The sequence below is a fragment of the Candidatus Gastranaerophilales bacterium genome (genome assembly GCA_028696075.1).
Lineage (GTDB): Bacteria > Cyanobacteriota > Vampirovibrionia > Gastranaerophilales > JAILCC01 > JAQVHS01.
Map to the genome: position 1 here is coordinate 75,443 of JAQVHS010000006.1, position 18,664 is coordinate 94,106.

At 38.5% G+C, this 18,664-nt stretch carries 19 protein-coding genes; 10 read left to right on the forward strand and 9 right to left on the reverse strand.

Annotation, left to right across the window (positions count from 1 at the left end; all coding sequences use genetic code 11):
- Positions 1 to 220: 220 nt before the first annotated feature.
- Positions 221 to 2,020 carry an aspartate--tRNA ligase gene (gene aspS / locus PHX18_05540; GenBank protein ID MDD3594073.1) on the forward strand — a complete coding sequence of 600 codons (1,800 nt, stop codon included), beginning with the start codon at positions 221 to 223 and terminating at the stop codon, positions 2,018 to 2,020.
- A 207-nt stretch (positions 2,021 to 2,227) separates the two neighbouring features.
- Here the strand turns inward: aspS and PHX18_05545 are convergent, their stop codons facing one another.
- Entirely contained in the window at positions 2,228 to 3,232 is a 1,005-nt protein-coding gene (locus PHX18_05545) for an acyl-CoA dehydratase activase (GenBank protein ID MDD3594074.1), read from the reverse strand.
- A 167-nt stretch (positions 3,233 to 3,399) separates the two neighbouring features.
- Here PHX18_05545 and PHX18_05550 point away from each other — a divergent pair, with 167 nt between their 5' ends.
- Entirely contained in the window at positions 3,400 to 4,653 is a 1,254-nt protein-coding gene (locus PHX18_05550) for a bifunctional folylpolyglutamate synthase/dihydrofolate synthase (GenBank protein ID MDD3594075.1), read from the forward strand.
- A 3-nt stretch (positions 4,654 to 4,656) separates the two neighbouring features.
- Here PHX18_05550 and PHX18_05555 read toward each other — a convergent pair whose 3' ends face one another.
- Positions 4,657 to 4,869 carry a helix-turn-helix domain-containing protein gene (locus PHX18_05555; GenBank protein ID MDD3594076.1) on the reverse strand — a complete coding sequence of 71 codons (213 nt, stop codon included), beginning with the start codon at positions 4,867 to 4,869 and terminating at the stop codon, positions 4,657 to 4,659.
- Positions 4,870 to 5,047: 178 nt separating this feature from the next.
- On the opposite strand from PHX18_05555, the gene PHX18_05560 reads away from it, so the two are divergent.
- The 3 genes from PHX18_05560 (at position 5,048) to PHX18_05570 (ending at position 8,452) form a co-directional block, all read left to right on the forward strand.
- Positions 5,048 to 5,878 (forward strand): ATP-binding cassette domain-containing protein, encoded by an 831-nt coding sequence (locus PHX18_05560; protein MDD3594077.1) that lies wholly within the window; start codon positions 5,048 to 5,050, stop codon positions 5,876 to 5,878.
- Positions 5,879 to 5,949: 71 nt separating this feature from the next.
- Positions 5,950 to 7,386 (forward strand): glutamate--tRNA ligase, encoded by a 1,437-nt coding sequence (gltX, locus tag PHX18_05565; protein MDD3594078.1) that lies wholly within the window; start codon positions 5,950 to 5,952, stop codon positions 7,384 to 7,386.
- Between the two features lie 4 nt (positions 7,387 to 7,390).
- Positions 7,391 to 8,452 (forward strand): glycosyltransferase family 9 protein, encoded by a 1,062-nt coding sequence (locus PHX18_05570; protein MDD3594079.1) that lies wholly within the window; start codon positions 7,391 to 7,393, stop codon positions 8,450 to 8,452.
- Positions 8,453 to 8,490: 38 nt separating this feature from the next.
- Here the strand turns inward: PHX18_05570 and PHX18_05575 are convergent, their stop codons facing one another.
- The 4 genes from PHX18_05575 to PHX18_05590 form a co-directional block, all read right to left on the reverse strand.
- Positions 8,491 to 9,144: a hypothetical protein gene (locus PHX18_05575; GenBank protein MDD3594080.1), complete on the reverse strand. Its 654-nt coding sequence runs from the start codon at positions 9,142 to 9,144 to the stop codon at positions 8,491 to 8,493.
- Between the two features lie 82 nt (positions 9,145 to 9,226).
- Positions 9,227 to 10,411 (reverse strand): aminoacetone oxidase family FAD-binding enzyme, encoded by a 1,185-nt coding sequence (locus tag PHX18_05580; protein ID MDD3594081.1) that lies wholly within the window; start codon positions 10,409 to 10,411, stop codon positions 9,227 to 9,229.
- Complete coding sequence (gene folK, locus PHX18_05585; GenBank protein ID MDD3594082.1) at positions 10,404 to 10,871, reverse strand: 2-amino-4-hydroxy-6-hydroxymethyldihydropteridine diphosphokinase; 468 nt, start codon at positions 10,869 to 10,871, stop codon at positions 10,404 to 10,406. The genes PHX18_05580 and folK overlap by 8 nt, the downstream gene beginning before the upstream one ends.
- On the reverse strand, positions 10,871 to 11,515 hold the full coding sequence (locus PHX18_05590; GenBank protein ID MDD3594083.1) for a site-2 protease family protein: 645 nt from the start codon (positions 11,513 to 11,515) through the stop codon (positions 10,871 to 10,873). The genes folK and PHX18_05590 overlap by 1 nt, the downstream gene beginning before the upstream one ends.
- A 115-nt stretch (positions 11,516 to 11,630) precedes the next feature.
- Between PHX18_05590 and PHX18_05595 the strand changes: the two genes are divergently transcribed.
- The 5 genes from PHX18_05595 to PHX18_05615 all read left to right on the forward strand — a co-directional run bounded on the left by PHX18_05595 (position 11,631) and on the right by PHX18_05615 (position 15,678).
- Complete coding sequence (locus tag PHX18_05595; protein MDD3594084.1) at positions 11,631 to 12,035, forward strand: thioredoxin family protein; 405 nt, start codon at positions 11,631 to 11,633, stop codon at positions 12,033 to 12,035.
- Positions 12,028 to 12,741, forward strand: coding sequence for a cytochrome c biogenesis protein CcdA (locus PHX18_05600; protein ID MDD3594085.1), 714 nt, complete (start codon positions 12,028 to 12,030; stop codon positions 12,739 to 12,741). The genes PHX18_05595 and PHX18_05600 overlap by 8 nt, the downstream gene beginning before the upstream one ends.
- 75 nt (positions 12,742 to 12,816) lie before the next feature.
- On the forward strand, positions 12,817 to 13,941 hold the full coding sequence (locus PHX18_05605) for a hypothetical protein (GenBank protein ID MDD3594086.1): 1,125 nt from the start codon (positions 12,817 to 12,819) through the stop codon (positions 13,939 to 13,941).
- A gap of 69 nt (positions 13,942 to 14,010) precedes the next feature.
- Positions 14,011 to 15,342 (forward strand): glutamate-cysteine ligase family protein, encoded by a 1,332-nt coding sequence (locus PHX18_05610; protein MDD3594087.1) that lies wholly within the window; start codon positions 14,011 to 14,013, stop codon positions 15,340 to 15,342.
- 84 nt (positions 15,343 to 15,426) lie between these two features.
- Positions 15,427 to 15,678, forward strand: coding sequence for a helix-turn-helix transcriptional regulator (locus tag PHX18_05615; GenBank protein ID MDD3594088.1), 252 nt, complete (start codon positions 15,427 to 15,429; stop codon positions 15,676 to 15,678).
- Between the two features lie 391 nt (positions 15,679 to 16,069).
- On the opposite strand, the gene prfB is transcribed toward PHX18_05615, so the two are convergent.
- The 3 genes from prfB to PHX18_05630 form a co-directional block, all read right to left on the reverse strand.
- Positions 16,070 to 17,180 (reverse strand): peptide chain release factor 2 gene (prfB, locus tag PHX18_05620; GenBank protein ID MDD3594089.1). Its coding sequence is split into 2 segments (ribosomal slippage): positions 16,070 to 17,110 and positions 17,112 to 17,180, totalling 1,110 coding nucleotides; the frame shifts between segments, so codons are not numbered across the junction.
- Positions 17,177 to 17,728, reverse strand: coding sequence for an isochorismatase family protein (locus PHX18_05625; protein MDD3594090.1), 552 nt, complete (start codon positions 17,726 to 17,728; stop codon positions 17,177 to 17,179). Before PHX18_05625 ends, prfB begins: the two co-directional genes overlap by 4 nt.
- Complete coding sequence (locus PHX18_05630; GenBank protein MDD3594091.1) at positions 17,721 to 18,506, reverse strand: sugar phosphate isomerase/epimerase; 786 nt, start codon at positions 18,504 to 18,506, stop codon at positions 17,721 to 17,723. The genes PHX18_05625 and PHX18_05630 overlap by 8 nt, the downstream gene beginning before the upstream one ends.
- Positions 18,507 to 18,664: the final 158 nt, after the last annotated feature.

Here is an 18,664-nt window from a genome sequence, read left to right on the forward strand (position 1 = left end):
ACCCAATCCCAGCTTCCCAGCTGCCTAGCTGCTCAGCTTCTTCCCCTGGATTGCTTCAAATGCTTGCGCATTTTCGCAATGACGGCAAAATAACCTCTTCAACTCTTAAACCCAATCCCAGCTTCCCCGCCTCCCAGCCTCCCATTTAATATTTGTTTTTTACTTATCCTTGTGTTAAAAATAGTAAAGTGAATAATTATATACATTTTAAGGTGGGAAGATGACATTAACCGGTTATAAAACATCCTATTGCGGTGATATCAGAGAAGAGATGATTGGGCAAAAAATTACGTTAGCAGGCTGGGTTGCTAACGTCAGAGATTTAGGCGGTATTATTTTTGTGGAGTTAAGAGACAGATTCGGGATTTTTCAGGCAGTGGCAGACCCTCAGGTAAACCCTGACGTTCATAAAGTTTTCAGCGCTTTAAAAGACGAATACGTTATTCAGATTGAAGGTACAATTTCTAAAAGACCCGAGGATACTTATAACCCTAATTTGGATACAGGCGCGGTTGAAATGTATCCCGAAAAAATTACCGTTTTAAGCGAAGCAAAAGTCTTGCCTTTCCAGCTTGATGACAATGCTTCCGTAAACGAAGATATCAGGCTTAAATACAGATATTTGGATATAAGAAGAAAATCCGTTGCGGATAATTTGATTTTAAGACACAAGGTAGTAACTGCTATTCGCGATTATTTGAACGGCGAAAATTTCCTTGAGGTTGAAACCCCTGTTTTAATCAACACAACACCCGAAGGGGCAAGAGATTACCTTGTACCGAGCAGGGTTCATGCGAATAGATTTTATGCGCTTCCGCAGTCACCCCAGATTTTTAAACAGCTCCTTATGGTAGGCGGAATTGAGCGTTATTACCAAATCGCAAAATGCTTTAGAGATGAGGACTTGCGCTCGGACAGACAGCCCGAATTTACACAGGTTGATATTGAGATGTCTTTTGTTAATCAGGAAGATATTATTAATATGATGGAAAGCCTGCTTAACAAAGCCTTTGCGGTTGCCAATATAGATATTCAGCTGCCTATCCAACGTTTAACGCACAGAGAATGTATGGACAGGTTTGGTTCTGACAGACCTGATATGCGTTTTGGATTAGAGCTTTTTGACGTAAGCGATGTTATGGCAAAGAGCGAATTTACCGCTTTTGCGGAAGTAATAGAATCAGGCGGTACCGCCAGAGCTGTCAAAATCCCCGGCATTGCCTCATACAGCAGAAAAGATATGGATGATACAAGAAACCTTGCCCTGTCTTTCGGCGCCAAAGGTCTGGCATGGATTACTTACTGCGAAGACGGCACCATCAAATCGCCTATTCTAAAGTACTTAAAAGAAGACGATATAGCGGAAATTCAAAAAAGAGCCGATGCAAAAGCCGGTGATGTTGTTTTCTTCGTTGCTGATGAAGATAAAATAGTGTTCGATGTTTTGGGCAGATTTAGACTGCATTTCGGTGAAAAATTAGGGTTGATTGACCCTGATAAACACAGCTTCCTCTGGGTTACCGATTTTCCGATGTTTGAGTATTCAAAAGAAGACGACAGATACGTATCCGTACACCATCCTTTTACAATGCCGAACCCTGAAGATATGGACAAATTGGAAAACGACAGAAAAAACTGCCGTTCTATTGCCTATGACATTGTTTATAACGGCACGGAACTTGGCGGCGGCAGCGTGAGAATTCACTCAAGCGAAATTCAGGAAAAAGTGTTTGCGGCTTTGGGGCTGGAACCTGAAGAAATCAAGCACAAATTCGGGTTTTTAATCGACGCGTTTAAATACGGAACGCCTCCTCATGCCGGTATCGCGCTTGGATTGGACAGATTGATTGCACTTATGGCAAAAACAGAGTCTATCAGGGATGTAATAGCTTTCCCCAAGAATTCACAGGCAAAATGTTTGATGACAGATGCTCCGCATACAGTTGATGAAATGCAGTTAAGAGAACTAAGACTTAAACTCGTAGTACCGCTTAAGGAAGCTAAGAAGCTAGGCAGCTAGGAAGCTGCTTTCCTATGGATTGCTTCAAATGCTTGCGCATTTTCGCAATGACGGCAAAATAACCTCTGCAACTCTTAAACCCAACCCCAGCTTCTCAGCTGCTCAGCTTCCCAACTTCTTTCCTATGGATTACTTCAAATGCTTACACATTTTCGCAATGACAAGCTCTTCACCCCTTCAACTTAAATCGCAAAGACAGTTATAATCCTAGTGGGTTTCGTCCCATTTGCCGCAAGTTCCGCCCCATCTTGCTATGATTTTGCCTTCGATATCTTTCAGCCGGCAGCCTTGTTTATTACGGTTTTCACCTTCTATGATGGAAATAACCTCACAATTATTTGAACAATCATTGCACATGCTTGTTATAGCGCTAAAGTTCAGGTTACCCACTTCCCAGCCTTTGAATTTAGTATTTTCCCCGGTGTATTGGTGATTTTCCATTGCTAAAAGCGCCGCCCCTATTGCCCCCATAGTTTGGTGGTTTTCAGGTACTATTACTTCTGTATTTAAGGCTTCGCTAAAAGCTTTTACCATACCTACGTTAGTTGCTACGCCGCCTTGGAACACTACTTTTGACAAAAGTTCTTTACCCAGAGCAAGGTTGCTTAAATAATTCCTTACAAGCGCCTGACACAGCCCGTATAAAAGGTCTTCTGTCGGATAGCCCAGCTGTTGTTTATGAATAAGGTCGCTTTCTGCAAAAACTCCGCAGCGCCCAGCTATTCTTGCAGGGTTGGTGGATTTGAGGGCGGTTGGTCCGAACTCTTGTATAGGAACATTCATTCTGCTTGCCTGTTGGTCTAAAAAGCTTCCCGTGCCTGCCGCACAAACAGTATTCATGGCAAAATCCGTTACGATACCGTCGCGCAAAATTATTATTTTACTATCCTGCCCGCCGATTTCAAGAATTGTTTGAACACCTTCTATATAAGTGCTGGCGGCTACTGCATGGGCTGTGATTTCGTTTTTTATAACATCAGCCCCGACAAGTGCGCCTGCCAGGTTCCTGCCGCTGCCGGTAGTGCCTACGCCTAAAACGTTATATTCTTCGTTTTGCTGCTCTAACAGTCTTCTCATACCTGCTTGCACCGCAATGACAGGTTTGCCTGCGGTTCTAAGCATTGTGCTGTCTATGTATTTGCCTTGTTCATCCGCTATTGCCACTTTTGTCGTAACCGAACCTACGTCAATCCCGAGATAACTGTTTATCATTTTTCACCTTTTTAAATTTGCTATTATATAATAAGATTATGTGAAAAAAAGCTGAAAGTAAATCTTTGACATTGGAACAGTCTTAAATATATTAATAAACTTAACTGAATTGTTGTATATTAAGTCTTTTTTTTCCATAATAAATTTGAGCTAACATAAGGGATTTTATGCCGGACTTTCAAACCGCGGTCAAAAAATTGCAGTCGGAAGAAAAATTTCATATTAATTTGGGGCTTGAGCGTATTGCCGCCATTTTAGAGCTTTTTGGCAACCCTCAAAAAGACCTGAAGGTAATCCATACAGCCGGAACGAACGGCAAAGGTTCGGTGTGCAGCATGCTTGCGGGTATTTTGGCTAATAACGGCTATAAGACGGGTTTATATACAAGCCCGCATTTGCTTAGCTATACAGAGCGTTTTAAAATAAACGGTGTTGAGGTAGAGGAACAGGTTTTTACGCAGTATTTTGAACTTGTTGAAAATACCGCACGCGAAAACGCCCTTGAACTAACGGAGTTTGAAATCCTTACGGTAATAGCATTTTTGTACTTTAAAGAACAAAAGACAGATATTGTGATTTTAGAAACGGGCTTAGGCGGAAGGCTGGACGCTACAAATATTGTGCAAAATCCTCTTCTTACAATTATTACCGATATAAGTTCAGACCATCAGGACAGGCTCGGCGCTGCGATTGGGGAGATAGCATTTGAAAAAGGCGGTATTTTGAAGCAAAACACCCCTTTGATAATAAGTTCTGACAACAAAGGCTATAGCGTTATTTCAGGCGTTGCGCAAGCTAAAAAGGCGGCAATTCTTGATATTCGGGAACGTTTTTTGCTCACCGACCCGGAAACAAATGAATTTTCAAGCGGCATAAATACTTACAAACTCTCTTTAAAAGGAGCTTTTCAGGCGAGAAATCTTGAACTTGTTATTTGCGGTGTTGATTATTTAAGAGCAGCAGGCTTTAAAATCAGGCAAGATAAGCTTGTTGAAGCTTTGCAAACAGTATTCTGGAAGTGCAGAATGCAGTATCTTGAAGAATTTAACCTGCTTATTGACGGGGCGCACAACGAAGATGCCGCGCAAAGGCTGATTGAGAGTCTGAATGTATATTTTAAGGGCTTGAAGCGTGTTTGGCTGTTCGGGATTTTAGACACAAAAGATTATCAAAATGTGGTTACAAAACTTTTTTCGCAAGAAGATGAAATTTATCTGACAGATGATTTTGCGCCAAATGCCGTTAAATCCGACCGGCTTGCAAGCGCAATAAAACAGTTTTTTCCGAAAGCTGAAATTAATACAATCAAAACAGCGCAAATCACGGAGTTTGTCCGGCTTACTGCCAAAAATTCGCTGAAAATCGCCGCAGGTTCCTTCTATTTATGTTCAAAAGTTTTGCAGACAATTCGGGCAGATTAATTTTTATATCAAATCTTTTATGCTTTTTTTTAAGGCATGAGCTATAGCGTTAAGGTTACCCAGCCTTACATCCTGTTTGGCATTTTCTACATTGCTTATAAAATTGACACTAAGCCCCGCAAGCTCAGCAAGTCTCTCCTGAGATATTTTCTGCTTAAATCTCTCAGCACGCACTGCTACTGCGATTTTTTCCAATAGTTGTTTGTTGTCATGCATAAGCACATTATTTCATATTGACAAGAGTAGATTAATAGACTAATATCTATAAACATAGACTATAATCTATGCATTTAATGCATGCGCAACTGAAAAGGAAAGAATTAACATTTTTTCCTTTTTTCTGTGAATTACCAACGTACGGAACTTATTATCTTGATGTAATATAATAATTACTATGGAAAAAGAACTTCAAGATATTCAAAAAAGTATTGATAACCAGACTAATTTGGCTGTGAAAATTGAAAATGCAACAGTTGCTTTGAACGGTAACGAAATTTTGCATGACATTAATTTGGAAATAAAACGCGGCGAAAAATATTTTATCTTAGGCGCGAACGGAGCGGGCAAAACCACTCTTGTAAAGACTATGCTTGGTTATGTATGGCCGTTTTACGGTGCAACAGTTGAGGTTTTGGGGCAGCGTTTTGGAGTTGTGAATTTAAACCGTTTGCGAAAATCTATTGCTTGGGTCAGTCCGTTTATTCAGGAGTATTTATCACGGCAGTTGACGGGGCTTGCGATGGTGCTTTCAGGACCTGACGGTTATGTCGGGTTTTACAGACAGCCGACGGAGGAAGAACTTGCTAAAGCGAGAGATATTCTCGGACGGCTGAATGCCTCTCACCTCAAAAATAAGAGTATGCTTGAAATGTCATCGGGCGAACAGATGAAAATCCTTATGGCAAGAGCGTTGTTGACTAAGCCTGAACTCGTTATTTTAGACGAACCGAACGTTTTTCTTGATATTAAAGAACGCGAATTTTTGCTGGAGGCAGTGAATGAACTTGCACAATCATGCCCTGATTTAACCATGATTTTTATCTCACAGCGTATCGAAGATATTTTGCCTGTTTTTACAAAGGGAATGATTTTAAACTCGGGTCGTATAGAAGTTTGTGATGAAAGAGAAAAAGTACTCACCGAAGAAAACCTCACAAAAATATTCGGGCTTGATATAAAACTTATAAAATCAGACAGCGGCAGGCTTTGGGCAATAACAGACTAAAGCTCCTACCTGCACAAATTTATTCGTGATAGAATCAAATCATCGAAATTATTTAATCATAAGAGGTAAAAATGTCAGATATCAGAGTCAGGATAGCACCCAGTCCAAGCGGAAATTTGCATGTGGGTACTGCAAGAACAGCTTTGTTCAACTTCCTTTTTGCGAAGAAAAATAACGGAAAATTTGTTTTGCGCATAGAGGATACTGACCTTGAGCGAAGCAGCGTGGAATATATTCGCAATATCTTTGATTCTTTAAAAGCAATGGGGCTTAACTGGGATGAAGGTCCTGATGTGGGCGGCGATTATGCTCCTTATACACAATCGGAGAAGTTCGATACCTATAAACAATTTGCGCAAAAATTAGTGGATGAGGGCTTTGCTTATGAATGCTATTGTACTCAGGAAGAGCTTGAAGAAGAAAAACAAACCGCTATTAATGAGAAAAAAGCTTATATTTATTCAAACAGGTGCAGGGCGCTGACTCCCGAGCAGAAGGCGCAATTTATTAAAGAAGGCAGAAAACCTGTAGTAAGGTTTAAAATGCCGGCTAAACTTATGAAGTTCAAAGACCTTGTAAAAGGTGATTTGGAATTTAATACGGCGTTAACGGGTGATTTTGTGATTATGAAGTCTAACGGCACCCCGACATACAATTTTGCAGTGGTGATAGACGATATGCAAATGGCTATTTCCCATATTATAAGAGGCGAAGACCATATTTCTAACACTCCTAAGCAAATCGCAATTTATGAAGCGCTGGGCGCAAAAATTCCCGAATTCGCCCACGTTGGTATGATTTTGGCTCCCGACAGAACAAAATTATCCAAACGTCACGGCGCCACTGCGGTTAGCGAATTTATCGAGCAGGGTTATCTGCCTGAAGCGTTTGTGAACTTCATCGCACTTTTGGGCTGGACACCTTCTGACGGCGTTGAAATTAAAACACTCGATGAAATTATTAAAGACTTTGACCTTAGCGGTATTTCGCCAAGCAACTCTATTTTTGAATTTGACAAATTAAACTGGATGAACGGGCAGTACATAAGAAGTATGCCTAATTCAGAAATTACAAAAAGGGCTTTAAAATACATGCAACAATATGATTTGTCCGAATATTCGCAGGAACAATTGGAAGAAATTGTTGCGGCAGTTAAAGAGCCTGTTACTGTTTTAAGTGAAATAACGGACAGTGTTGAATATTTCTTCGGTGATGATGTGAACTGCCAAATTGAAGCGCTTGATGTTTTAAAAACCGATGATGCCAAAGCTGTTTTAAACAGGGCGGAAGAGTTTGTCAACTCTCTTGATTTAAACAATCACGAACAAATCGTTGAAAGATTGGGCGAATTTCGAAAATCTTTTGAAGCTGTTAAGCCGAAGACGGTTATGTGGACTTTGCGCGCTGCGTTAACAGGCAGGTTAAAAGGCGCTGACTTATCTCACGTTATTGAAATTTTAGGCAAAGAAAAGATTTCAAAACGAATTAACAAAGCCAAAACTCTGTAGGATTATGCTAAAACCAAACGATAAAATTTTAATAGTAAGACTTAGTGCGCTTGGTGATTGTATTCATACCCTGCCGCTTGCCAAGGCTTTAAAAGAAAAATTCCCCGGTGTTTTTATAGGCTGGGCAGTGGAAGACAGGTTTAAATACCTGATTGAAAATAATCCCGTCGCGGATAAAGTTCACGTTATGCCGAAAAGTAAATGGAAAAAATCAAAAAATCATCTTAAAAACCTTTGGGAATTTATAAACTACATAAGAGAAATCCGCAAAGAAGGCTATACCATAGCTATAGACTCGCAGGAACTGTTTAAAAGCGCAATAATTTCTTTTCTGTCAGGGGCGCAAACCAGATTAGCGCACGATAAATCAAGAGAATTTGCTCACCTTTTTGCCAACGAACGCTTGGAAGCTATACCCATATTTGATACAAGCAGGCATGTTATTGAGCGTAATATGGACTTTGCACGGGCGTTGGGAATAGAAGAACCTGAAACAAGCTTCTGCCTGCCTGATGCTTCGCAGGATGACAAAGATTATGCCAAAGAACTTTTAAAAGAAATTGACCCAACACTAAAAACTATAGTAATAGCGCCTTCTACAACCTGGACCACAAAGCACTGGGCTATAGAAAACTGGGTAAAAGTCATTGACAGCCTGCAAAACAAAGCGAATGTCGTTATATCCGCAGGCAAAGGAGATAATGCTTATATTACAGATATAATCTCAAAATGCAGGAATAACAATATTATTAACTTAACAGGCGAAACAACGATTTTGCAGTTGAAAGAAGTTTTTTCAAGGGCGGATATTGTTATTACGCCTGACAGCGGCTCTGCGCATTTAGCGGCAGCGGTTGAAAAACCCGTTGTAATTTGTCTATTCGGCTCGACTTCCGCAGTCAGAAACGCTGCTTACGGTGCAAAAAATATCAATATAAGTTTGGATTTGCCCTGCCAGCCTTGTTACAAGAAAAAATGCAAAACCTCAAGCGTACGGTGTTTAACTAATTTGATGCCTGCTGCGGTTATTGATAAGGTTTTCGGGCTGATTGAAGTTAAAAATTAAATATATTCGGCAGATTGCGCCGACTTTTGGCGATATTTTTAAATTTGCTGTCTTCTATATGCCCGGTTAATATAATTATCAAATTTATTTTGGCTTATTGAGAAAAAAGGCACTGTATGAGCTGCATTGAACTCGGGAGTTTTCGGCTCTTCTTTTTGAAACAATCCGCTGCTTTTCCAAAAATTGTCATTGCAGCTGCTTAAAATGACTTTGTCTTTGCCGGCTTGCTTTGCCAGCTCCAGAACTTTAGCGGTCATCATTGCACCCAGACCTTTATATTTTCGGTTTTCCTGCAGGTAACAATATTGCGGGTCTACCACCAACAAAGATAAATCCAAAGCATTACCGAAATATTTTGTTTCACCCTTTGAGTCCGTCATACCAAGCGTTAAGATATCTCCGTCCGCATTTTCAAAACCGTAAACGGTATAACAGTTAGGTTGGTCTTCTTCCCAAGTACTTTTACTTGTATTCAATTGGTCATAAATAATTTTTGCAAGCGGATAATTATTAGACCCCGCGTTCCAGGCTTGTGTCTTGTACTTTATAGCTTTCAGGTCCTCTTCATTACCGGCTTCATACTGCACAAAATTTATCTTCTCCTTTTGTGAAGTTTTTTGGTTTTTGATACTTATGCCCGGTTGCAGTGTAATTTTTCCGAAGGACATACACGAAATCGTATTGATGTTCATAAATAATCCGAGTTAGCTTTATATTTTTAAAGAATGTGAAAAAAAATTTTTGCTACTAAAATATTAAAGGCAATAATTTTGATTAAACATTTTTGCCTGCAATAAAGCCTGTTGACCAGCAGTTTTGCAAGTTGAATCCTCCGCAAAATCCGTCTATATTAAGCACTTCACCGCAAAAGTACAAATTTGGCATGATTTTTGATTCAAGGGTTTTGGGGTTGATTTCATTAAGGTCCACTCCGCCTGCCGTTACGATTTCACCGTCTTTTAAAGCAGCTGTAACCGTGAGTTTTGCCGCTGTCAGGATGACTTTGATTTGTTCTCTTTCTGTTTTGTTAATATCGCAGCACCTTTTTTCAAAAGGGAGGTTGATTTGTTCAAGCAGCACTTTGGCAAGCGCTTTTGGCATAAATTTGTCGGTTATGTTGAGAATAAATTTTTTGGAATTATCGTTGAGCATTTGCTGCAAATTGATTTCTGCGCCGTTAGAAAAATCAAGTTCTACTATAACGGGGTTGGATTTGGAAAATTTGCCGTTGGCATAAATCGATGAAATTTTATAAGCCAAAGGTCCTGAAATCCCTTTGTGTGTGAACAATAAATCATCAGTAAGGTTTAATTTTTTATCCTCGAATGATATCCGGGCGGTAACATTTTTTAAAGAAACGCCCGAAACGCTGCTTAAATATTTCTCTTTAATCTCAAGCGATGATAAAGCGGGATTAGGGTCAATAATTTTGTGGCATAAGGATTTCGCCAGTTCAAAACCGCTTGAGGGGCTGTTATACCTGCCGCCTGCCGCGATTATTACTTTATCAAATTCTGTATTATTGATTATAAATTTTTCGCCTTGAGGTTTGATTTCTTTGATTATAGAGTGTTTGACGGTTACTTTTAATTTTTTGAGCTGTAATGTGAGAGCTTGTGCGACCTCTTTGGAAGAGTCTGAAACAGGGAAAATCCGCCCGTCGTCCTGTGTATAAGTTTTAACCCCTATAGATTTGAAAAATTCTATGGTGTCTTCCGTAGAAAATTGGCTGAAGATTGAATATAAAAATTTTTCGCCCCGCGGGTAGTTTTTAATCAGGGATTTCATATCGGTTTCGTAAAATCCGAGATTGCACCTGCCTCCGCCTGTAGGTAGAAGGGTTTTAAGCGGAAAATATTTTTCAAAAATAACCACTTCATATTCAGGATGAAATCTTTTAACGCTGATTGCCGCCATCACACCGGACGGTCCGCCGCCTATGATTGCAACTTTAGTCATTAATAAGCTCCAGATTATTTTTGATGGTTACGGGCGAAAGAATGTTTCTGAATTCGGGTGCAATTTCAATCAGCGGAAACACCACAAAATCCCTGTTTTTGATATCTTTGTGCGGAATGGTCAATTCAGGAGTCTTCAACTGTATATTACCGTAAAATAAAATGTCTATATCAATAGGACGGTTCTCATAAACGTTATTTTGGCGTGATTTTCGCCCGAGCATGCTTTCGATTTTTTTTATGTAGTGTAAAAGCTCCAACGGCAAAAGATTGGTTTTGATTTTTATAACAGTATTGACAAAATCGTGTAGTTTATCATTTCCGTAAGGTTTTGAGGCGTAAAATTTTGATTTTTTAACAAATTTAATTTGCGGGTTTAATTCAAGCAGAACATAGGCTTTTTTTATGGCTTCCTTCTTGCTTCCCATATTTGCGCCCAGCGCCAAATATACTTCAACCATCAGCTCAAACCCTGAATTTGCATTAAACCGTACAAAAACATTTTTATTTTGGAAGAAATTTGAAAAATAAAACCAAAACCTACCGTAAAAATAATGATAAGCAATATAAATATGCCGTAAGGTTCTATGGAGTTATACTGCCTTTCCAGCTCCGGCGGCAAAAGCCATGACACTATTCTTGAACCGTCGAGAGGAGGTATAGGCAGAAGGTTAAAAAGCATTAGCCCTAAATTTATCTTAACGACCATGTCGAAAAGAGTGATGATAAATTCATGATTTTGGGGTGTAATACTTACAAACAACGCAAAAACTACCGCCAGCAAAAAATTTGATGCAGGTCCTGCAAGCGCTACCAGCATTTGCTGTGTACGGTCAGGTATGTTTTGAAGGTTTATTATAACAGGCTTTGCCCAACCTAAACCTATTAAAAACAGCATGATTGTACCTGCGGGGTCTAAATGCGCAAGAGGATTAAGCGTCAATCTGCCTTGCATTTTTGGAGTAATATCCCCGAATTTATACGCTATGTAGCCATGCGCCAGTTCATGAAAGGAGATTGAAAATAATAACGGCATAACTAAAAAGACTATAAAGCCTAAAAACATAATCGGGTTTTTTGATAATTCTATTAAATGAAAAAACATATTATCCTACAGGGGGGTTATCATTGTTGCAATTTAATCATAAAATAGCATAAACCACTGGAAAAATGAATTAAAACATTATACAATAGTAGTAGGACAAAAAGGGGACAATTTTATGAAACAGAAATTAAGTATCGTTGCTATCTTACTCATTATGGCATTGCCTATCACATTTTATTCGATTTTTAAAGCGCCTGATAACTACAATACGGCAGTACAAGCCGCAGTTGATAAACCTATGGTTATTGAGTTTTCCGCACCGTTATGTTCGGAGTGCGTGAAGTTAAAAAAAGTATTGGAGGTTGTTGAACCTCAATATACAAATAAAATTACTTTCCAAAAAATTTCCACGCAAATGCAGGATAAAAGCGTTATGGACAAGATTGAAAAATATTCCGTAAAAGTCGTTCCAACCACTATTTTAATAGATAAAAACGGTAATGTTGTTAAAAAATTCGAAGGTTCTATGTCTGCTGAATCTTTGAAGAATTTATTGGATCAGTTAGTTGTAAATGAATAATTTTATTTCACAGTTATTTTCACAGCATGTAAGCTTTGACGGGCTTGGCTGGGTGATATATTTATTGGCATTTTTCGGCGGAATTATAACGTCGATTTCCCCTTGTTCTATCGGTCTTTTACCCGTGGTGGTCGGTTTTATTATCGGCAGAGATAACGAAAAAAAAGACTTTAGAAGTGTTATACAAATATTTTTCTTTATTTTGGGTTTGGCATTAATGCTCACGCTGGTAGGCGTGTTTTGCGCCCTTACAGGTAAGATTTTCGGCTCTCAATCCGGTCCTTACTGGGGTTTGATTATGGCTTCGTTGATTATGATTTTCGGGCTTAACCTGCTTGAAATTATAGAAATTCCCATGCCTGTGTTTGTCAAGTCTTTGCCTCAAAACCGTAATAATAACCTCGTGTTATACCCCCTTTTGATAGGATTTTTATTCGCTTTTGCCACCACCCCATGCTCTACTCCGATTTTAGCCGGGATTTTGGCTTATGCGTCCGTAAAAGGAAATATTATAAGCGCAGCTTTGATGTTGTTTTTGTTTTCCATAGGACAAGGCTCTATTTTGGTTATAGCAGCCCTGTTTACATCTCTGTTTAAAAAGATTTTGCAGCTGAATGCTGTTTCGGGATATCTCATCAAAGCAAGCGGTGTGATTTTGGTTTTGGCATCAATTTATATTTATTTAAAAATATTTGAAGTAGTTTAAAGTTTTTTTAAATTCAATAGCAAAAAAAAAAATTCAGATGTATTATTCCCTTTAGAATACTTATTTGGTATTTTTATGCATATCAATTTTGTACAAAATGCTTCTTTTGGCGGTATTACAAAGCTTTTTACCAAAAAATACACAACCGACCCTGACCAAATTTCGGAGAAACAGCTCAAATACCCGAACGCGTATGCCGCAGATGTTGTGGGTTCGCTTCCGGGCGGGTGGTTGAAAAATGTTCCGTATCAGGACAGGCAAGCGTTTGCGTATGAAATTTTTGACATTCTGGGCAAGCATGCAAATTTAGCAAGAGAACACTTTGATTGTATTCAGGAGCTGTCAATGGAATCCGAGCTTCGAAAAGCCGGTTTGGCAGTTAAAAAAGTTTCCAAAATTGATGCCGGTTCTTACGGCACGGTTGCAGGCATAACAGTGGAAGAAAACGGAAAAAATAAAAACTATGTTTATAAAGTTTATAGAGCAGCCGATAATAATTCCACAAAGCATGGTGCATTGCCTGAAATTGCTTTTGCTGCTTATCTTAATAATCATTTGAGCAACCATAATTTTGCAAAATTTTACTTTGGCGATATTACATCGAAATATATGGTATGTGAACAATTGCCTTATATTTCACGAAATATTACTCAACGTAAGCCTGTTGAATATTTAGGATTTATTTCTTCCGACAACCATCCTGCAAATTTATTGGCGGGAAGAAATGTTGATTATGGCGGCTTTAAACCGGCAAATGAGTTGGCAGCGAATGTTCAATTGAGATTAAAGTGTTTACAAATAAGAAAAATCCCTTTGAACGAACGTGAACAATATTGGGAAAATTTGTATGCAAAAGCCATGAAAACTCAGGAAAAAGACTTGTTTTATATGCTCTCAATAGGAATAGTAGATTTGCCGTATGAGAGCAGGCTTGAAAAAATGGAGGTTTTGTTTAACTCAATGGAACACCTTAATCCTCAAAGCCTTAGACATCTTGCAATAGGTTTGTCCAGCATAATGTCTTTTATGAACACGCATACTCCTTCATTAAAAATACTTGAACCTTACTATAAAACATTACATGGTTTGAGAATTAAACAGGTAGACTTAAATATAACAAGAGCATTGCACCACATGAAAATATCCTTTGCTTTAAAAATGCTTGAAGAAATGGATTACTTGGTTCAAAAAGACAAGTAGTAGCCTAAATGGGTATTTGTCAATCAAAATGGTTTGTTGGATAATAAGCTTCAAAGGAATAAATTTTTTATGGCAATCCCTATAATTGAAAGTCAGATTTCTGATAAAATAACAGCTCCAAAATCCTTTCATGATAACGCGCAATTGTTGGAAATTTTTTATTCCGGCTGCAGCAAAAATAAGCGCTTGGGCGTTGAATTTGAAAAACTCGGTGTAACCTCTGATTATAAAGCGGCAAGTTTTGATAAAATTTCCAATATCTTAAAAAATTATTCCGAAAAAGAAAATTTTGTAACACTTAAAGAAAATAACAAACTTTTAGGGTTAAAAATGCCGAACGGGATAATTTCACTTGAACCCGGGGCGCAGTTTGAAGTCAGCTTTAACCCTTTTGATACTGTTGAAGAAATCGAAACCGAACTCGTTAATTATAATAAAATCACTTCACAATCGGCGCACGAAAACGGAGTAACCTTTATCGGCTATGGTATGCAGCCTTTGTCCTGTTTTGAGGAGATAAAAATTATCCCTAAAAAACGCTATGAATTTATGACAAAATACTTGCCGTCGGCAGGTTTGCTGCCTTTTGTAATGATGAGAGAAACAGCAGGAGTTCAGGTAAGTGTCGATTATGAATCGCAAGAAGATGCAGTTAAAAAATTAGCTTGCGCGCTGCGGTTGGCGCCGTTTTTTAGTGCGTTATTTTCCAATTCGCCAATCAGGGGAGGCAGGTTAAACAACCATAAATCCTACAGGGCAAAAGCCTGGCTTAATACCGATAACAAAAGATGCGGGCTTGTTTCTAAAAAATTGTTCAGCAGCTATGAAGAATTCACGTTTCAGGATTATGCAGAGATTTTGCTTGATGTACCGATGATTTTGCTCCGCGATAAATATGTCGGTGATATGACTTTCAGAGAATATATGAGTCAAAATCAAATTGATATTGAAGACTGGTATACGCATTTGAGCTTGTTTTTTCCTGACGTGCGCTTAAAAAGCTACATAGAAATCAGAAACCATGACAGCCAAAGACCCGAACTTTTGCCTGCTATACCTGCGCTTTATAAAGGGATTTTATACAATGAGGACTGTATGGACGCTGTGTTTAAGCTGTTTGAAGATTTTTCTTATTTTGATTTTGAATATATAAGGCATAACGCGCCGCTATTGGGTATGGATTTTGACATTCGCTCAAAAAGACTTAATTTGTGGATAGAAGCCCTTGTTGATATAGCACAATCCGGGCTTAAGTCTTTTGGTAAAGGCGAGGAGAAATATTTGGAACCGATTTATGCATTGTTAAAACAGGACAAAACTCCGGCTGATATTATTATAGAAAAGTTTGAAGGCACCTGGAAAGGTAAACTCTCTAATTTGATAGAGTATTCGAGATTATAGTTGGGTTAAAACCCAACCTACATAAATTTCTTTTGTTACACGTGTGTAATGAATTACATCAATAATACATCTAATATTACATATATGCAACAGAATGATAAAAAGTTATTACAAGCATTTGGAAAACATTTAAAGAAAAAACGTATTAAAATAGGTACTTCTTTAAACTCCTTAATGTTTAACAAAGGCGGAACTACTTCCGCAACTTTAAGCCGTATTGAAAACGGGCTTGTGGACTTTAAGTTTTCAACTTTGGTCAAAATATCAGCAGCAATGGAAATACCTTTGGCTAAATTATTAGAAGATTTTGATTATAAATATGAAATTCAGGAATAAAGCAATAAGCTTAAGAGATGAAGAGCTTGAGGGCTGATTCTGCTGTCTTTGCGAGGACGAACGCAGTGAGGACGTGGCAATCTAAAGAAACTAAAGAAAAATTAGTACAACGGAATTAAAGACATAGCCTAATTTATAATAATAGCTTACTTCGCTTCGCTGCGGAGATAGGGTCACAAGGTGAATTAATTCGTCTGTTGGACAGATGCTGACACTTCGCTTCACTACGGAGACAGGGTCACAAGGCTCATTAATTCGCCTGTTCCCTTTGTCAAACAAGTTCAGCATGACAGCTTCTTTCCTATGGATTGCTTCAAATGCTTGCGCATTTTCGCAATGACGGCAAAATAACCCATTCACCTCTTAAGCTCTTAAACCCAATCCCAGCTTCTCAGCTTCCCAGTTTCTTTAAGCCCTTTAAATAAGCCTCGATAAAGCCGTCAAGCTCGCCGTTCATAACAGCATCAACGTTACCTGCTTCAAAGTTTGTGCGGTGGTCTTTTACCATTTTATAAGGGTGAAAAACGTATGAGCGTATTTGCGAACCGAAGTTGACGGCTACATTTTCGCCTTTTAGCTGCGCGAGTTTTTCTTCATGTTCCGCCTGCTTGATTTCTAAAAGCTTGGATGCAAGCATTTTCATCGCAAGTTCTTTATTCAAAAGCTGCGAGCGCTCCTGCTGGCATTTGACAACAATTCCCGTAGGTTTATGATAAATCCTGACGGCGGTTTCCACCTTGTTTACATTCTGTCCGCCTGCTCCGCCCGAGCGCATGGTTTCTACTTCCACGTCTTCTGCGGGGATTTCTATTTCTTTTTCTATGTCTTCAACAAGAGGGCTGACTTCAAGAGAGGCGAAGCTTGTTTGTCTTTTGCCGTTTGCGTTAAACGGCGAAATCCTGACCAGCCTGTGAACTCCTTTTTCGGCTTTTGCATAACCGTAAGCGTATTTGCCCGTAACTTTTACGGTTGCGCTTTTTATCCCTGCTTCATCGCCTTCTGACATATCAAGCAGGTCAACCTGCCAGTTTTTGCTTTGCGCCCAACGGGTGTACATTCTAAGGAGCATTTGCGCCCAGTCCTGTGCGTCTGTTCCGCCGGCTCCCGCTATGACCGTTAAGATAGCGTCATTTTTGTCGTAAGGTCCGCCTAAGATTTTTTGCAATTCGTATTTGTCAAGCTCTTTTTCAAGCGTATCGGATTTTTGTGTTATTTCATCAAGCAGACTTTTATCTTCTTGTTCTTCCAAAAGCTGCAAAATCACGCTGCAATCGTCAAAAATTCCTTCCCAGCGTTTTATCATTTCCACAGTATCTTTTTTTTCGGTTAAAATTTTTGAAAAGGTTTGGGCTTTTTCAATATCCTGCCAGACTTCCTGTTTTTGAAGTTCACGCTCGATATTGGCTATTTCCTGTTGAATTTTGTCTACTTCAAAGATACTCCTTTGTTTTCAACAGCTTTTCTTCAATAGTTTCTAATTGTTTCCTGAGTTCGTACATTATTTTATCAACCCTTGTATTTCTTTAAAGTCAGGATGTTTTGAAGATTTTAACAGTTCAAAAATCACCATTTCGCAGCAGCTTGGGATGGCTTTTTCGCTGTACATTCTTTTAAGTCCGATTTTATGCTCAAATTTGTTTCTTGAACCGCAGCAATCTTGTGCCAAATGTACTTCAAAAAAATTATTTATCAAAGAACTTACGGTTTGGTGGACACAAACATGGGTTTCTACGCCACAAACTATTACTTGCGTGCGGTTAAGGTCTTTTAAATACTTAACAAGAGCGTTGATTTTTAAACAATCAAAGTCTGTTTTTTCAAAAATTTTTGCATCAAGCGCAAGTTCCGCAGCCAAAGACAGATTAGTGTTGCCCAACCCTTGAGGATACTGTTCCGTAGCTATAATAGGAATGTTCAATATACGTGCAGCTTTGGCAAGCTTAATAGTGCTTTTTAGTATTTTTTCACTTTTGGGCTGAGCTGCCAGAAGCCTGTCTTGCAGGTCGATTATTAATAAAACGACGTTATCATTGTTTAATATACTAGACATTTATTTCCTCATATTTTTTCAGATAATCCAGACTTTCGTCGATTTCTTGCTGAGTGAATATTTCAAGCACGATATTGGGGTTTAGATTTTTTTCTTTTAATTTATCTAAAAATCCTTTTATATCAATAGTACCATTTAATACCGACAGGTGATTATCCGCATCGCCATAGTTGTTGTGCATATGTACATGTACGAGTTTATCGCCCAGCTGCTCAACCCAATCGTTCACGGGCATCGGAGAGTTTATGTTAGCGTGTCCTAAATCAAGGCAGGCTTTTAAATTTTTGGAATTGACGCCTTCTATTATCTGTAAGGTACTCTCAGGTGCATATTCAAATGTGTTTTCCAGCACTGCTGTTATGTTTTCGCTTTCAAGGTCTTTTATATAGTTTTTGTAAAATTCTATTTGGTTTTTGAAATACTCTCTTTCATAGTCGTAATGCTTGATTAAGGGGTTATAACAGGGATGAAACACAATAGTATGAGCCTTTGTTGCCCTTGCAATTTCAAAAGACTGCTGATATCTTTTCTTTGTTAAACTCAAAACCTCAATTTCATTTGCACTGGGAGCTATGTCGTAGAAAAATCCGTGGAGGGTAACTTTGCCCGGAAAATTCTTCAAGGCTTTTTTATAAAATTCTTTTCTGTCTTCATATTCTCTGTCTAAAGTTTTCAAAGATCCGAAACGGCTGATTTCTATAGACACGTTGTTTTGTGCGGCGTATTTTACAACTTCGTTAAAGTCTTTGTTCATTGTTGAGGATATGTAGATATTCATAAGTAAAAACCTTCCTGCTTTTTATTATATTTGAAACATAGAATTTTGTATTTTTAATTTCCAACGTAAAAAAGATTATTTCTTTTAATACAAAAAACTTCATTATTTTTAGTATTTGTATTATAATAAAATCCAAATGTAATTAGATATGATGGTGA

Bases quoted from the DNA above. Each gene is read 5' to 3' on its own strand.
- PHX18_05590 (MDD3594083.1), bottom strand. From the start codon at position 11,515: ATGTTTTTTCATTTAATAGAATTATCAAAAAACCCGATTATGTTTTTA.
- PHX18_05630 (MDD3594091.1), bottom strand. From the start codon at position 18,506: ATGAATATCTACATATCCTCAACAATGAACAAAGACTTTAACGAAGTT.
- PHX18_05570 (MDD3594079.1), top strand. From the start codon at position 7,391: ATGCTAAAACCAAACGATAAAATTTTAATAGTAAGACTTAGTGCGCTT.
- gltX (MDD3594078.1), top strand. From the start codon at position 5,950: ATGTCAGATATCAGAGTCAGGATAGCACCCAGTCCAAGCGGAAATTTG.
- PHX18_05545 (MDD3594074.1), bottom strand. From the start codon at position 3,232: ATGATAAACAGTTATCTCGGGATTGACGTAGGTTCGGTTACGACAAAA.
- PHX18_05555 (MDD3594076.1), bottom strand. From the start codon at position 4,869: ATGCATGACAACAAACAACTATTGGAAAAAATCGCAGTAGCAGTGCGT.
- PHX18_05580 (MDD3594081.1), bottom strand. From the start codon at position 10,411: ATGACTAAAGTTGCAATCATAGGCGGCGGACCGTCCGGTGTGATGGCG.
- PHX18_05605 (MDD3594086.1), top strand. From the start codon at position 12,817: ATGCATATCAATTTTGTACAAAATGCTTCTTTTGGCGGTATTACAAAG.
- PHX18_05600 (MDD3594085.1), top strand. From the start codon at position 12,028: ATGAATAATTTTATTTCACAGTTATTTTCACAGCATGTAAGCTTTGAC.
- PHX18_05560 (MDD3594077.1), top strand. From the start codon at position 5,048: ATGGAAAAAGAACTTCAAGATATTCAAAAAAGTATTGATAACCAGACT.
- PHX18_05625 (MDD3594090.1), bottom strand. From the start codon at position 17,728: ATGTCTAGTATATTAAACAATGATAACGTCGTTTTATTAATAATCGAC.
- PHX18_05575 (MDD3594080.1), bottom strand. From the start codon at position 9,144: ATGAACATCAATACGATTTCGTGTATGTCCTTCGGAAAAATTACACTG.
- PHX18_05550 (MDD3594075.1), top strand. From the start codon at position 3,400: ATGCCGGACTTTCAAACCGCGGTCAAAAAATTGCAGTCGGAAGAAAAA.
- PHX18_05615 (MDD3594088.1), top strand. From the start codon at position 15,427: ATGCAACAGAATGATAAAAAGTTATTACAAGCATTTGGAAAACATTTA.
- folK (MDD3594082.1), bottom strand. From the start codon at position 10,871: ATGGTTGAAGTATATTTGGCGCTGGGCGCAAATATGGGAAGCAAGAAG.
- PHX18_05595 (MDD3594084.1), top strand. From the start codon at position 11,631: ATGAAACAGAAATTAAGTATCGTTGCTATCTTACTCATTATGGCATTG.
- aspS (MDD3594073.1), top strand. From the start codon at position 221: ATGACATTAACCGGTTATAAAACATCCTATTGCGGTGATATCAGAGAA.
- PHX18_05610 (MDD3594087.1), top strand. From the start codon at position 14,011: ATGGCAATCCCTATAATTGAAAGTCAGATTTCTGATAAAATAACAGCT.